Source organism: Aquamicrobium sp. LC103 (assembly GCF_001014615.2).
GTDB lineage: Bacteria > Pseudomonadota > Alphaproteobacteria > Rhizobiales > Rhizobiaceae > LBCQ02.
This window is the reverse complement of sequence record NZ_LBCQ02000001.1, coordinates 431,957-444,948: the sequence shown is the minus strand read 5'-3', so window position 1 is coordinate 444,948 and position 12,992 is coordinate 431,957. Positions and strand designations below refer to the sequence as shown.

Genomic DNA, 12,992 nt, shown 5'->3' with positions numbered 1-12,992 from the left:
AACTTGTTGGTCACGCGCTCTCGATGTCGGGGATGCGCAGCACCTGGCCGGGATAGATCTTGTCGGGATGGGTGAGCATCGGCTTGTTGGCCTCGAAGATCACCGTATGCTTGGCGCCTTTTCCCTTGCCGTACTGCTTCTCGGCGATCTTCCAGAGATTATCACCCTTCACAACCGTGTAGAAGACGGGAGCCTTCTCCGCGCTGCTGTTGGCTGCCTCAACCTTCAGGTCGGTTTCGACCTTGGAGACGCCGAGCGTGTTGCCGACGGCGATCACCGCCTTTTCGAAGGTCGCCTGATCGGCGACCGACCCCTTGAGAATCGCCTTGTCGCCGACGACCTCGATCTGGACCTTGTCGGTGCCCAGCTTATGGGAATCGAGCTCCTTCTTCAGATCCTCGACTTTCGGGCCCGCTTCCTCGCCGCCCAAGCCGAGCTTCGTGCCGACGGATTTCACGAAATCAAATAATCCCACGTCAAAATCTCCCTCGTTGAAGATTGTTACGATACGGAAGCGAATTTGACACCGGCAGCCGGAAATTGAAAGCACGGATTTTCGTGCCGCGAAGCCGGCTATTCCGAGGAAATCTTGCCCCGCATTTTCTTCACGTTCGATCGGCCGGCCTTATCCTTGAGCCGGCGTTCGACCGCGCCTTTGGACGGCCGGGTTTTCTTGCGCGGTTTCGGCGGGGGCTCGGCCGCGCGGGCGAGCAACTCGGTGAGCCGCGCGCGCGCGTCGGCCCGGTTCTGCTCCTGCGTGCGGAAGCGCCCCGCCTCGATGACGATGACGCCGTTCTTGGTCGCGCGCTGGCCGGCGAGCCGGATCGCGCGCTGGCGCACGCGCTCGCTCAGGCCCGGCGAGTTCGCCGCGTCGAAGCGGAGCTGCACGGCGGTCGCGACCTTGTTGACGTTCTGCCCGCCAGGCCCCGATGCGCGGATGAACTGTTCCTCCAGCTCGTCCTCCGCCACCCGCACTTCCGGCGGTATCGCTATCCCCGTGTCCGTCATCGAATCCGTCTTTCGTTTCCACGCGGGAAAATAGGCGCAAAGCGGCGCCGGGTGAAGCACCGGCGTGGAAAGGCGGGGCTCGAACGAAAACGGCCCGGCAAAGCCGGGCCGTCGCTGAAGCGATCTTGCGGGAAACCCTATTCGGCGGCTTCCTGCACGCGCGGGGCCGCGCTGCGGATATTGGCGTCGACATGCTCCTCGAACTTCGTGAAATTGTCGATGAACATGCCGACGAGCTTGCGCGCCTGGGCGTCGTAGGCATCCTTGTCCTGCCAGGTCGAACGCGGGTCGAGGATCGAAGTATCGACGCCCGGCACCTCGACCGGCACCTCGAAGCCGAAATTCACGTCGGTGCGGAATTCGGCGCCCGCGAGCGAGCCGTCGAGCGCGGCGGAAAGCAGCGCGCGCGTCGCCTTGATCGGCATGCGGCGGCCGGTGCCGTAGGCGCCGCCGGTCCAGCCGGTGTTGACCAGCCAGCAGTCGACGCCGTGGTCGGCGATCAGCCGGCGCAGCAGATTGCCGTATTCCGACGGGTGGCGCGGCATGAAGGGCGCGCCGAAGCAGGTCGAGAAGGTGGCCTCGGGCTCGGTGACGCCCTTTTCCGTGCCGGCGACCTTGGCGGTGTAGCCGGAGAGGAAGTGGTACATCGCCTGTGCCGGCGTGAGCCTGGCGATCGGCGGCATGACGCCGAACGCGTCCGCCGTCAGCATGATGATGTTCTTCGGGTTGCCGGCGCGGCCGGTGTCGCTTGCATTGGCGATGAAATGCAGCGGATAGGCGCAGCGCGTGTTCTCGGTTTTCGAGCCGTCGTCGAAATCCGGCACGCCATGTTCGTCGAGCACGACGTTTTCGAGCACCGTGCCGAAGCGGCGGGTGGTGGAGAAGATTTCCGGTTCGGCCTCGGGCGAAAGCTTGATCGTCTTCGCATAGCAGCCGCCCTCGAAATTGAAGACGCCGTCCGGTCCCCAGCCGTGCTCGTCGTCGCCGAGGAGCGTGCGCGCCGGATCGGCCGAAAGCGTGGTCTTGCCGGTGCCCGACAGGCCGAAGAAGATCGCGGTGTCGCCCTTGGGTCCGACATTGGCCGAGCAGTGCATCGGCATCACGCCGCGCTCGGGCAGCAGGAAATTGAGGGCGGTGAAGACCGACTTCTTCATCTCGCCGGCATAGGAGGTGCCGCCGATCAGCACCAGCATCCGCGTGAAGTCGATGGCAATGACCGTCTCCGTGCGGCAGCCATGGCGTTCGGGATCGGCACGGAAGGAAGGCAGGTCGATGATGGTCATCTGCGGGATGAAGCCGGCGAGCTGCGAGTGTTCCGGCCGGATCAGCAGGTTGCGGATGAACAGCGAATGCCAGGCGAATTCGGTGATGACGCGGGTCGGCAGGCTGTGTCCGGCATCGGCGCCGCCGACGAGGTCCTGGACGAAGAGATCCCTGTCGGCCGCCTGGGCGACGAAGTCCTCGTAGAGGCGCTCGAAATGCTCCGGCGACATCGGCTTGTTGTTGTCCCACCAGACGTGCCCGTCGGTCCTGGCGTCGCGGACCACGAATTTGTCTTTCGGCGAACGTCCCGTGTGCTGGCCCGTATCCGCAACGAGCGCCCCGTGGGCGGTGAGCTTGGCTTCGCCGCGGCGAATCGCCTCTTCGACGAGGTCCGCGGGGCCGAAATTGTAATGCACCGTTCCGCTGGTTTTAAGACCGATGGAATCGATCCCGTTGCCGGGATTACGCACGCCGAGTTCTTTCATCCTCACCACCAAAAACGGAGCCAAACACCATGCATGAACGGACCGCTGCGGCGAATGTTCCGGTCGGGCCCGCGAGTTGAGAAACAGAAAAACCCATTGATTTCAAATCATTAATCGATTTAAAAAAATTCAACTCTCTTTAAATCGTTTGTATCCGTTTAAATTGGCGATTGCTGTCCACATATGGGAGGGCGGCCCGCTCCGCCCTTCGGCGGCAGCGGGGCACCGCATTTCGGCCTTGCCCGCGTTCGCCCATGTGACATCGAAGGAAATCCGTGCCACATTTTGTACCCAATTTGTACGCCTATACCCCTTTCGCACAGAAGGAAGGGATAAAGGCTGATGAGGGAGCCGCTTGAAATGGCAACAATCGCGCTGGTCGACGACGACCGCAACATCCTGACATCCGTGTCGATTGCGCTGGAGTCCGAGGGATATCGCGTCGAGACCTATACCGACGGTGCCTCGGCGCTGGAAGGCCTTACCGCCCGTCCGCCCAATCTCGCAATCTTCGACATCAAGATGCCGCGCATGGATGGCATGGAGCTCCTGCGCCGGCTGCGCCAGAAGAGCGATCTGCCGGTCATCTTCCTGACCTCCAAGGACGACGAGATCGACGAGCTGTTCGGTCTCAAGATGGGCGCCGACGATTTCATCCGCAAGCCGTTCTCCCAGCGGCTCCTGGTCGAGCGCGTCCGGGCGGTGCTGCGCCGCGCAAGCGCCCGCGAGGCCGGCGCGAAGGCGCCGAACCAGCAGACGCGCTCGCTGGAGCGCGGGCAGCTCGTCATGGACCAGGAGCGCCACACATGCACCTGGCGCGGCGAGCCGGTGACGCTCACCGTCACCGAATTCCTCATCCTGCATTCGCTCGCCCAGCGCCCCGGCGTCGTCAAGAGCCGTGACGCGCTGATGGATTCCGCCTATGATGAGCAGGTCTATGTCGATGACAGGACGATCGACAGCCACATCAAGCGGTTGCGCAAGAAGTTCAAGGCCGTCGACGACAGTTTCGACATGATCGAAACGCTCTACGGAGTTGGCTACCGCTTTCGCGAGGTCTAGGACCCGTCCTAGTCCCTCTGGGGAACCGTATCAGCCATGGCGGCAGACATTGAAAGGCCAACGGTCGGCGCGAGAAAGTCTTCGAGGAACGGCTCCACGCTGTGGGGCCGCGTCTCGCTGACGCTGCGCCGCCTGCTCGGTCACTATGTCTTCTCCAGCCTGACGCGGCGCATCCTCTTCCTCAATCTCGCCGCGCTCGGCGTTCTCGTCGCCGGCATTCTGTACATGAACCAGTTTCGCGACGGGCTGATCGAGGCCCGCGTGGAAAGCCTGATGACGCAGGGCGAGATCATCGCCGGCGCCATCGCCGCGTCGGCGACGGTGGAGACGGATTCGATCACCATCGATCCGGAGAAGCTGCTCGAGCTGCAGGCCGGCGAAAGCCTGCCGCCCGGCACCGGCCAGCTCGACAGCCTCGATTTCCCGATCAATCCGGAACTGGTCGCGCCGGTGCTGCGCCGCCTGATCTCGCCGACCCGCACCAGGGCGCGCATATTCGACCGCGACGCGAACCTGCTTCTGGATTCGCGCCATCTCTATTCGCGCGGGCAGATCCTGCGCTACGACCTGCCCTCGGTCGAGCAGGAGCAGCCGGGGCTTCTCGAACAGGTCGAGAAATACATCGCCAATCTGTTCCGGCGCACCGACCTGCCGGTTTATAAGGAGCAGCCGGGCGGCAGCGGCGCCGCTTTCCCGGAGGTCATGAGCGCTCTTTCCGGCAGCCCGGCGACCATCGTGCGCGTCAGCGAGCAGGGCGAGCAGATCGTTTCCGTGGCGGTGCCGGTCCAGCGTTTTCGCGCCGTCATGGGCGTGCTGATGCTCTCCACCCAGGGCGGCGACATCGACAAGATCGTCGCCGCGGAACGCCGCGCGATCCTGCGGCTCTTCGCCGTCGCCGCACTCGTGAACGCGATCCTGTCGATGCTGCTCGCATCGACCATCGCCAACCCGCTGCGCCGGCTTTCGGCCGCCGCCGTGCGGGTGCGCCGCGGCATCAAGAATCGCGAGGAAATTCCCGATTTCTCGAACCGGCAGGACGAGATCGGCAATCTTTCCATCGCGCTCCGCGACATGACCAACGCGCTCTATGCGCGGATCGAGGCGATCGAGAGCTTCGCCGCCGACGTCAGCCACGAATTGAAGAATCCGCTGACCTCGCTGCGCAGCGCGGTCGAGACCCTGCCGCTCGCCAAGAACGAGACGTCGCGCGAGCGCCTCATGGAGGTGATCCAGCACGACGTGCGCCGTCTCGACAGGCTCATCACCGACATTTCCGACGCATCCCGCCTCGACGCCGAACTGGCGCGCGAGGATGCGGCGCGTGTCGACCTGCACAAGCTCTTGACCGAGATCGTCGGCGCCTCGCGCGATAGCGGCCGGCACAAGAAACCGGTCGAGATCGAGTTCGACGCCGGCAAGAAGGGGCAGGCGCCGAAGGAATTCCGCGTCGCCGGCCACGATTTGCGGCTCGGCCAGGTCTTCACCAACCTCATCGAAAACGCGCGTTCCTTCGTTCCGGAAGGCAAGGGCCGCATCCTCGTCACGCTTTCGCGCCACGGCTCGCATGTCATCGTGACGATCGAGGACAACGGTCCCGGCATCCGGGCGGAGAACATCGAACGCATCTTCGAGCGCTTCTATACGGACCGGCCCTCCGACGAGGCGTTCGGCCAGAATTCCGGTCTCGGCCTTTCGATCAGCCGGCAGATCGTGGAAGCGCATGGCGGCACGATTTCGGCGGAGAACATTGCCGGCACCAAGCCGGGCGACATCAGGGGCGCGCGCTTCACCGTCACGCTGCCCGCGGAAAGCTAGAACCTTGCGCAAGCCGGGAAGGCAGCGGACGAATTTCCATGCCACGGTGATCGTGGCCGGCGGACGCGGCATCATGATCACCGGGGATTCGGGCGCCGGAAAATCGTCGCTCGCGGTTTCCGTCGTCCGGCATTGCCATGCGATTGGCGGCCATGCGGCGCTCGTCAGCGACGACCAGGCCTGGCTTTCCGCGCCGAACGGCAGGCTCGTCGCCGAAGCGCCCCAGGCCATAGAAGGACTGGTCGAGATTCGCGGCTACGGCCCCGCCGGTGTCCCCTTCGAGCGCAGGGCCGTCGTCGACCTGTTCGTCCGGCTCGTGGAGGAGGGCGAGGTCCCGCGCTTTCGCGAGGACGACAGCGAGACCGTGCTCGGCGTCGAGCTGCCCTGTCTGCGTCTGCCGGCCCGAAACATTGCCTCGGCCACCGGCGTTCTTGCCGCCTGGCTGGGGATCGTCGCCTGACCCGGCCCCAAGGCAAACCGTCGCGCCGCGGTCACATATGCGGCAATTTGGCTCAAAGAACGGCAGATTTGGGCTTGTCAAAGAACAAACCGCTGACAAGATAGCGCACTTGCCGCCCGGCTTGTGCCAGGATCATGCACGCGAACTCGCGATCCTGGGAGATAAAGGTCAAGCCAAGAGCCATATGGCTGCGCCGAAAGAGTGTGTGACGGGGTAAATTTGTGATCATTACAGTCGATGCACGGGAAGGCTTCTTCGCCCCTCCGTCAGGGTTTTCGTCACGTCGGCCATCGCTCACGCCATGCGCGCGGAACGACCGCCCGCGAAAAAGGAACGCTGCATGATCGGCGTCGTGCTCGTCACGCATGGGCAGCTTGCCGAGGAGTTCCGGCGCGCGGTCGAGCATGTCGTCGGACCGCAGAACAATTTCGAGACCGTGTCGATCGGGGCCGATGACGACATGGAGCAGCGCCGCCGCGACATCGTCGACGCGGTCGAGCGCGCCGATACCGGCACCGGCGTCATCGTGCTCACCGACATGTTCGGCGGCACCCCCTCCAATCTCGCCATCTCCGTGATGCAGGCCGGCCGCATCGAGGTGATCGCCGGCATGAACCTCCCGATGCTCATCAAGCTGACCAGCGTGCGCACCGGCGACGACATGGAAAAGGCGCTTCTGGAGGCCCAGACCGCGGGGCGCAAATACATCAACGTCGCGAGCCAGGTGCTGAGCGGCAAATGAACGAATCCATGTCGAAACCCGAAGCCGCGGCGCTGACGCGCGAATTGAAGATCGTCAACCAGCGCGGCCTTCACGCGCGCGCCTCGGCGAAGTTCGTCCAGGTCGCCGGCAGCTTCGATGCCGAGGTCGAGGTGGAGAAGGACGGCGTCAGCGTCGGCGGAACCTCCATCATGGGCCTGATGATGCTGGCGGCGAGCCCCGGCTGCGCCATCCGCGTGACGGCGAAGGGCCGCGAGGCGGCCGCGCTTCTCGACGCGCTGGAGGAACTGGTGGCCGACCGTTTCGGCGAAGAATGCTGACGCCTCGCCTGCACGGCATATGCAGGGATAAAGATTTCTTTATGTCCCATTGCCCGTTTCCCGCCGATCTGCTACTCAAACCGGCAAAATCGCCCGCCCGTTTTGCCTGAAGGCGCGGGTTTCGACGGATTTCTCACGGGATTGGAGAACGCCATGTCTGGCACAGACTACATCGTAGCGGATATTTCGCTTGCCGATTGGGGCCGCAAGGAGATCGAGATCGCGGAAACCGAAATGCCGGGCCTGATGGCCGCGCGCGAGGAATTCGGCCCGACCCAGCCGCTCAAGGGCGCCCGCATCTCGGGCTCGCTCCACATGACGATCCAGACGGCGGTGCTGATCGAGACGCTGAAGGCGCTCGGCGCGGAAATCCGCTGGGCCTCCTGCAACATCTTCTCCACCCAGGACCACGCGGCCGCCGCGATCGCGGCTTCGGGCGTTCCGGTCTTCGCCGTCAAGGGCGAGTCGCTCGAGGAATACTGGCAGTACACGGATCAGATCTTCCAGTGGGCCGACGGCGGCGACACCAACATGATCCTCGACGATGGCGGCGACGCCACCATGTACATATTGATCGGCGCGCGCGCCGAGGCGGGCGAGGACGTGCTTTCCAAGCCCGGCAGCGAGGAGGAGGAAATCCTCTTCGCCCAGATCAAGAAGCGCATGGCCGCGACGCCGGGCTTCTTCACCCGCCAGCGTGAATCGATCCGCGGCGTGACCGAGGAGACCACGACCGGCGTCAACCGCCTCTACCAGTTGCAGAAGAAGGGCCTGCTGCCCTTCCCGGCGATCAACGTCAACGACTCGGTCACCAAGTCGAAATTCGACAACAAATATGGCTGCAAGGAATCGCTGGTCGACGGCATCCGTCGTGGCACCGACGTTATGATGGCCGGCAAGGTCGCCGTCGTTTGCGGCTATGGCGACGTCGGCAAGGGCTCGGCCCAGTCGCTCGCCGGCGCCGGCGCCCGCGTCAAGGTGACCGAGGTCGACCCGATCTGCGCGCTTCAGGCCGCGATGGACGGTTTCGAGGTCGTGACGCTCGACGATGCCGCACCCACCGCCGACATCATCATCACCACGACCGGCAACAAGGACGTGATTACCCTCGATCACATGCGCAAGATGAAGGACATGGTGATCGTCGGCAATATCGGCCATTTCGACAACGAGATTCAGGTTGCCGCCCTGCGCAACCTGAAATGGACCAATGTGAAGCCGCAGGTCGACATGATCTCCTTCCCGGACGGCAAGCGCATGATCCTTCTGTCGGAAGGCCGACTGCTCAATCTCGGCAATGCGACCGGCCATCCGAGCTTCGTCATGTCCGCCTCCTTCACCAACCAGGTGCTGGCGCAGATCGAGCTCTGGACCAAGCCGGGGCAATACCAGAACGAGGTCTACGTGCTGCCGAAGCATCTCGACGAGAAGGTCGCGCGCCTGCATCTCGACAAGCTCGGCGCGAAGCTGACCCGGCTGAGCGAAGAACAGGCCGCCTATATCGGCGTGACACCGCAAGGTCCGTTCAAGCCGGAACACTACCGGTACTAATTTCTTAACCAGTACATACAATATATTGATGCCGGGCGATTGACTTTTCGCCCGGCATTATTTTTGGCCGGCCGCCTTCTTCACGACGATTCGGTCAACGGGTACAGTGGGGTGATTCGCGATGCCGGCTTCCTCGGTCGGACGGGATGCACCTGCATCCCGCTTGTTTTCCGAGGGGAACCGAGGGAGCGGTCCCGATAGGACGATCTTGGCATCACGCGGCGGAGAGGTAGAGAGAATGCCAGGGGTTTGTCCACTGGATGCGGGGAAAACCGGCACCGGATGCCGGAAGGATTCGATCGCGCGCCGGTCGCGCGGGCTTTTTGCCGGCACTTTTCTTTCCCGTTCCGTCATGGCGCTTGGCGTTTCGCTGTGGCCGGCCGAGGCCTTCGCCCGCGAGGGCGCGCTGACGATCGGCCGCCTGTCGCTTGGCACGGTCGAGGTCATCCAGCTTGCGATGCTTGCCGGCGTCACCGGCGCCGCGCTGCTCTCGGCGATCTGGCTGATCCGCGAGCGCGGCCGCACGGCCGCTGAAAACGTCAAGCTGCGCGAGCGCGTGGCCGAACTCGGCAATGCGCTGCAGCGGTCCGAGGCGCTCCTCAATTTGAAGGATCAGCGCATCCTGGTGTGGATGAATGACGGCGACCGCCCGGAGCTGGTCGGCACGCTCCCGGCCGTTGCCGGCGTGCCGGAGGACCGCGCCACTTTCCTCGGTTTCGGACGGTGGCTCACCCCGCGTACCGCGAGCGCGCTGGAACACGCCATTGCCGGCCTGCGCGAGCGTGGCGTATCCTTCGACATGGTGGTCGAGACGCACAAGGGAGCCTTGCTCGAGGCGCAGGGACGCAAGGTTACCTCGCACGCGGCCGTCCGCTTCCTCTCCCTTTCCGAGGCCCGCCGCGACCATGCCGAGCTGCGCGTCGAGCATCAGCGATTGCAGGGCGAGCACGACAGCGTCGTCGGCCTGCTCGACGGTGTGAAAATGCCGTTCTGGCTGCGCGGCACGGACGGCCGCCTGATCTGGGTCAACAAGGCCTATGCGGAAGCGGTCGATGCGCAAGACGCCGGTGCCGTCCTGCGCGAAAGCCGCGAATTCCTGGGCACGGCCGCCCGCGACACCATCGCGCGCGAGCACCTGGCGAGGCCGGTCTTCGCGCAGACGCTTTCCGCCGTGATCGGCGGCGACCGCAGGATGTTCACCGTCACCGACGTCATCGGGGCGGAGGGGTCGGCCGGTATCGCCTGCGACGTCAGCGACATCGAGACCGTGCGCGAGGAATTCGGGCGCACCGTGCGCAGCCACGCCGACACGCTCGACCAGCTCAACACGGCGGTGGCGATCTTCGACACGCAGGAGAAGCTGCGCTTCTTCAACCAGGCTTTCCAGAAGCTGTGGGATCTCGATCTCTCCTTCCTGCACAGCGCGCCGGACCACACATTGCTGCTCGACAGGCTGCGCAGCGAGGGCAGGCTAGCCGAGCAGCCGGAATGGCGGCGCTGGAAGGAGAACATCCTCGCGGCCTATCGCTCCGTCGAATCGCAGGAGCATCTCTGGCATCTGCCGGACGGGCAGACGCTGCGCGTGGTCGCCAATCCGCAGCCTAAGGGCGGTGTGACCTGGGTGTTCGAGAACCTGACCGAAAAGATCAATCTGGAGAGCCGTTACAACACGGCGGTGCGCGTGCAGGGCGAAACGCTCGACAATCTCGCCGAGGGCGTGGCGGTCTTCGGTCCCGACGGGCGGATACGCCTTTCCAACCCGGCCTTCGCGTCGCTGTGGAGCATGCCGGAAGGGCTGGTGAAGCCCGACACCCACATCTCCGCCATCAAGGCTGCCTGCCAGGGCGTTGCCAGGGAAAATCTCTGGGCCGAGCTGACGGCGGCGGTGACCGGATTCGACGACGAGCGCCGCAACAGCCACGGCCAGATCGAGCTGCAGAACGGCGCGGTGCTGCGCTACGCCATCATCTACCTGCCGAACGGGCAGGTGATGGCGACCTTCGTCGACGTCACCGACAGCGTGAATGTCGAGCGCGCGCTGAAGGAGAAGAACGACGCTCTGGAAAAGGCCGACCGGCTCAAGAACGATTTCGTCCAGCACGTCTCCTACGAGCTTCGATCGCCGCTGACGAACATTATCGGCTTCACCGAACTGCTCGCCCTGCCTTCGACCGGCCCGCTCAACGAGCGCCAGCGCGACTATGTCGATCACATCGGCTCTTCGTCCTCTGTGCTCCTGACGATCGTCAACGACATCCTCGACCTGGCAACGGTCGATGCGGGCATCATGCGGCTCGATATCGGCGAGGTCGAGGTCGCGCGCGCGGTGCAGTCGGCGGCCGACCTCATCTCCGAGCGCCTGCGCGAGCACAATATCTCGCTGGCGATCGATATCCGCGCCGCGCCCCGCAGCTTCCATGCCGACGAGAACCGCGTGCGGCAGATACTCTTCAACCTGCTCAGCAACGCCGCCAACTACGCGCCGGAGGGCGGGACGATCACCTTGAACTGCCGCGCGGGCGGGCAGGGCGTCGAGTTTTCGGTGCATGACGACGGACCGGGCATGGCGCCGGAACTGCTGGAAACGCTGTTCCATCGCTTCGAGACGCAAACGAATGGCGGACGCCGCCGCGGCGCCGGGCTTGGCCTTTCGATCGTCAAGAGCTTCGTCGAGCTGCATGGCGGCTCGGTCGACATCCGCACCGGCGCGGACAGCGGAACGACGGTGATCTGCCGTTTCCCGATGGCGCCGGAGGGAATCCGCGCCGCCGCGGAGTAGAAACGCATCATGAACGGCCGTACCCTGGAGCGCTTCCTGCCGGACGAAGCCGCCACCGCCCGCTTCGGCGAGGACATAGCCGCGGCGCTGCGCGCCGGCGACGTGCTGGCGCTCAACGGCGATCTCGGCATGGGCAAGTCGAGCCTCGCGCGCGCCGTCATCCGCGCGCTCGCCGACGATGCCGGGCTCGAGGTTCCGAGCCCGACCTTCACGCTGGTGCAAGCCTATGAAGCGCGCATTCCGGTCCGGCATTTCGACCTCTACCGGTTGTCGTCGCCGGAAGAGCTGGAGGAGCTCGGCTTCGAGGAGGCGATCGAGGCGGGCGTCGTGCTCGTCGAGTGGCCGGACCGTGCCGGCGACCGTCTGCCGGCGGATGCGATCTGGATCGAGTTGGCCGAGGCAGGCGACGGCCGCGTCGCCCGCCTCCGAGGACCGGAAGAAAAGCTGGCGCGGCTGGAGCGCTCGCTGGCGGCGCGCGATTTCCTGAACGAATCCGGCTGGCACGAGGCGGTCCGCACGCCGCAATCCGGCGATGCCTCGGCGCGTTCATACGAGACGATCGAGCAGCCGGGTCGCACACCGGCGATCCTGATGAACTCGCCGCCGCTGCTGCTCGGGCCGCCCGTGCGCGGCGGCAAGGCCTATGCCGAGATCGCGCATACGGCGCGGTCGGTGACGGCCTTCGCCGCGATCGACCGGCTGCTCGAGGCCGCCGGCTTCGCCGTGCCCGTCATCCACACGCAGGATCTCGACAGCGGCTTCCTCATCATCGAGAATCTCGGATCGGAAAACCTTCATTTGCCCGACGGCGAACCGATTCCGGAGCGTTACGTGGCGGCCGCCGAACTCCTCGCCGAGATCCATCGCAGGGATTGGCCGGGCGAGGCAGAGGCCGCGCCGGGCGTTGTGCACGCCATCCCGCCCTTCGACCGCCCGGCGATGCTGATCGAAGTCGACCTTCTGCTCGACTGGTATCTGCCGGCGGTCGCAGGCCGGCAGGCGACCGCCGGCGAGCGCGACGGCTTCGCCAAGGCGTGGAACGCGGTGCTTGACCGGATATCAGGAGCCGAACGGTCCCTGATGTTGCGGGACATCCAGTCGCCGAACTTCCTCTGGAGGGGCAGGAAGCGCGGCCTGGCGCGCCTCGGCCTGATCGATTTTCAGGACGCGCTGATCGGGCCTGCCGCCTATGACGTCGCCTCGCTGGCCATGGATGCGCGGGTGACGATCCCGCCCACGCTCGAAAACGAGATCGTCGATGCCTATTGCAGCACCCGCGCGCGGCAGGGCGGTTTCGACAGGCCGGCCTTCGAGGAGGCCTATGCGATCATGGCCGCGCAGCGCAACTCGAAGATCCTCGGCATCTTCGTGCGGTTGAACAAACGCGACGGCAAGCCGCAATATCTGAGGCACCTGCCGCGCATCCGCGACTATGTCGCCCGCGCCGTCTCGCACCCGTCGCTTGCGTCGCTGCGCGATTTCTACGAGAAGACCGGCATCCTCGGAGACGCGCCTTGAAAGCTCCATC

General features: G+C 64.9%; 12 protein-coding genes. 8 read left to right on the top strand and 4 right to left on the bottom strand.

The window, feature by feature from the left end; genetic code table 11:
• Positions 1-10: 10 nt before the first annotated feature.
• The 3 genes from lysM to XW59_RS02115 all read right to left on the bottom strand — a co-directional run bounded on the left by lysM (position 11) and on the right by XW59_RS02115 (position 2,756).
• A complete protein-coding gene (lysM, locus tag XW59_RS02125; RefSeq protein WP_047145447.1) occupies positions 11-475 on the bottom strand; it encodes a peptidoglycan-binding protein LysM in 465 nt (154 codons plus the stop codon).
• A 98-nt stretch (positions 476-573) separates the two neighbouring features.
• The gene (arfB, locus tag XW59_RS02120; protein ID WP_047145669.1) at positions 574-1,008 is read right to left on the bottom strand and encodes an alternative ribosome rescue aminoacyl-tRNA hydrolase ArfB; all 435 of its coding nucleotides are present in this window, start codon (positions 1,006-1,008) and stop codon (positions 574-576) included.
• A gap of 137 nt (positions 1,009-1,145) precedes the next feature.
• Positions 1,146-2,756 (bottom strand): phosphoenolpyruvate carboxykinase, encoded by a 1,611-nt coding sequence (locus tag XW59_RS02115; protein ID WP_047145446.1) that lies wholly within the window; start codon positions 2,754-2,756, stop codon positions 1,146-1,148.
• A 360-nt stretch (positions 2,757-3,116) separates the two neighbouring features.
• Here XW59_RS02115 and XW59_RS02110 point away from each other — a divergent pair, with 360 nt between their 5' ends.
• The 3 genes from XW59_RS02110 to XW59_RS02100 are packed head-to-tail and all read left to right on the top strand — an operon-like array spanning position 3,117 to position 6,093.
• Positions 3,117-3,818, top strand: coding sequence for a response regulator transcription factor (locus XW59_RS02110; RefSeq protein ID WP_136068180.1), 702 nt, complete (start codon positions 3,117-3,119; stop codon positions 3,816-3,818).
• A 36-nt stretch (positions 3,819-3,854) separates the two neighbouring features.
• Positions 3,855-5,633 carry a sensor histidine kinase gene (locus tag XW59_RS02105; protein ID WP_047145444.1) on the top strand — a complete coding sequence of 593 codons (1,779 nt, stop codon included), beginning with the start codon at positions 3,855-3,857 and terminating at the stop codon, positions 5,631-5,633.
• Between the two features lie 4 nt (positions 5,634-5,637).
• Positions 5,638-6,093 carry a hypothetical protein gene (locus XW59_RS02100; protein WP_052958133.1) on the top strand — a complete coding sequence of 152 codons (456 nt, stop codon included), beginning with the start codon at positions 5,638-5,640 and terminating at the stop codon, positions 6,091-6,093.
• A 52-nt stretch (positions 6,094-6,145) separates the two neighbouring features.
• Here XW59_RS02100 and XW59_RS02095 read toward each other — a convergent pair whose 3' ends face one another.
• A complete protein-coding gene (locus XW59_RS02095) occupies positions 6,146-6,460 on the bottom strand; it encodes a hypothetical protein (RefSeq protein WP_137326963.1) in 315 nt (104 codons plus the stop codon).
• Here XW59_RS02095 and XW59_RS02090 point away from each other — a divergent pair.
• The 5 genes from XW59_RS02090 (at position 6,434) to tsaE (ending at position 12,982) form a co-directional block, all read left to right on the top strand.
• On the top strand, positions 6,434-6,835 hold the full coding sequence (locus XW59_RS02090; protein ID WP_047145667.1) for a PTS sugar transporter subunit IIA: 402 nt from the start codon (positions 6,434-6,436) through the stop codon (positions 6,833-6,835). The genes XW59_RS02095 and XW59_RS02090 overlap by 27 nt on opposite strands.
• Positions 6,832-7,134 carry an HPr family phosphocarrier protein gene (locus XW59_RS02085; RefSeq protein WP_082137567.1) on the top strand — a complete coding sequence of 101 codons (303 nt, stop codon included), beginning with the start codon at positions 6,832-6,834 and terminating at the stop codon, positions 7,132-7,134. The genes XW59_RS02090 and XW59_RS02085 overlap by 4 nt, the downstream gene beginning before the upstream one ends.
• A gap of 153 nt (positions 7,135-7,287) precedes the next feature.
• Complete coding sequence (gene ahcY, locus XW59_RS02080) at positions 7,288-8,685, top strand: adenosylhomocysteinase (RefSeq protein ID WP_137326962.1); 1,398 nt, start codon at positions 7,288-7,290, stop codon at positions 8,683-8,685.
• A 238-nt stretch (positions 8,686-8,923) separates the two neighbouring features.
• Positions 8,924-11,464: a PAS domain-containing sensor histidine kinase gene (locus tag XW59_RS02075; RefSeq protein ID WP_047145442.1), complete on the top strand. Its 2,541-nt coding sequence runs from the start codon at positions 8,924-8,926 to the stop codon at positions 11,462-11,464.
• A gap of 9 nt (positions 11,465-11,473) precedes the next feature.
• Positions 11,474-12,982, top strand: a complete 1,509-nt coding sequence (tsaE, locus tag XW59_RS02070; RefSeq protein ID WP_047145441.1) for a tRNA (adenosine(37)-N6)-threonylcarbamoyltransferase complex ATPase subunit type 1 TsaE — start codon at positions 11,474-11,476, stop codon at positions 12,980-12,982.
• Positions 12,983-12,992: the final 10 nt, after the last annotated feature.

Excerpts from the sequence above, each read along its gene's own strand:
- arfB (WP_047145669.1), bottom strand. The coding sequence starts at position 1,008 with ATGACGGACACGGGGATAGCGATACCGCCGGAAGTGCGGGTGGCGGAG.
- XW59_RS02115 (WP_047145446.1), bottom strand. The coding sequence starts at position 2,756 with ATGAAAGAACTCGGCGTGCGTAATCCCGGCAACGGGATCGATTCCATC.
- XW59_RS02110 (WP_136068180.1), top strand. The coding sequence starts at position 3,117 with ATGGCAACAATCGCGCTGGTCGACGACGACCGCAACATCCTGACATCC.
- XW59_RS02105 (WP_047145444.1), top strand. The coding sequence starts at position 3,855 with ATGGCGGCAGACATTGAAAGGCCAACGGTCGGCGCGAGAAAGTCTTCG.
- XW59_RS02090 (WP_047145667.1), top strand. The coding sequence starts at position 6,434 with ATGATCGGCGTCGTGCTCGTCACGCATGGGCAGCTTGCCGAGGAGTTC.
- XW59_RS02095 (WP_137326963.1), bottom strand. The coding sequence starts at position 6,460 with ATGCGTGACGAGCACGACGCCGATCATGCAGCGTTCCTTTTTCGCGGG.
- XW59_RS02085 (WP_082137567.1), top strand. The coding sequence starts at position 6,832 with ATGAACGAATCCATGTCGAAACCCGAAGCCGCGGCGCTGACGCGCGAA.
- ahcY (WP_137326962.1), top strand. The coding sequence starts at position 7,288 with ATGTCTGGCACAGACTACATCGTAGCGGATATTTCGCTTGCCGATTGG.
- XW59_RS02075 (WP_047145442.1), top strand. The coding sequence starts at position 8,924 with ATGCCAGGGGTTTGTCCACTGGATGCGGGGAAAACCGGCACCGGATGC.
- tsaE (WP_047145441.1), top strand. The coding sequence starts at position 11,474 with ATGAACGGCCGTACCCTGGAGCGCTTCCTGCCGGACGAAGCCGCCACC.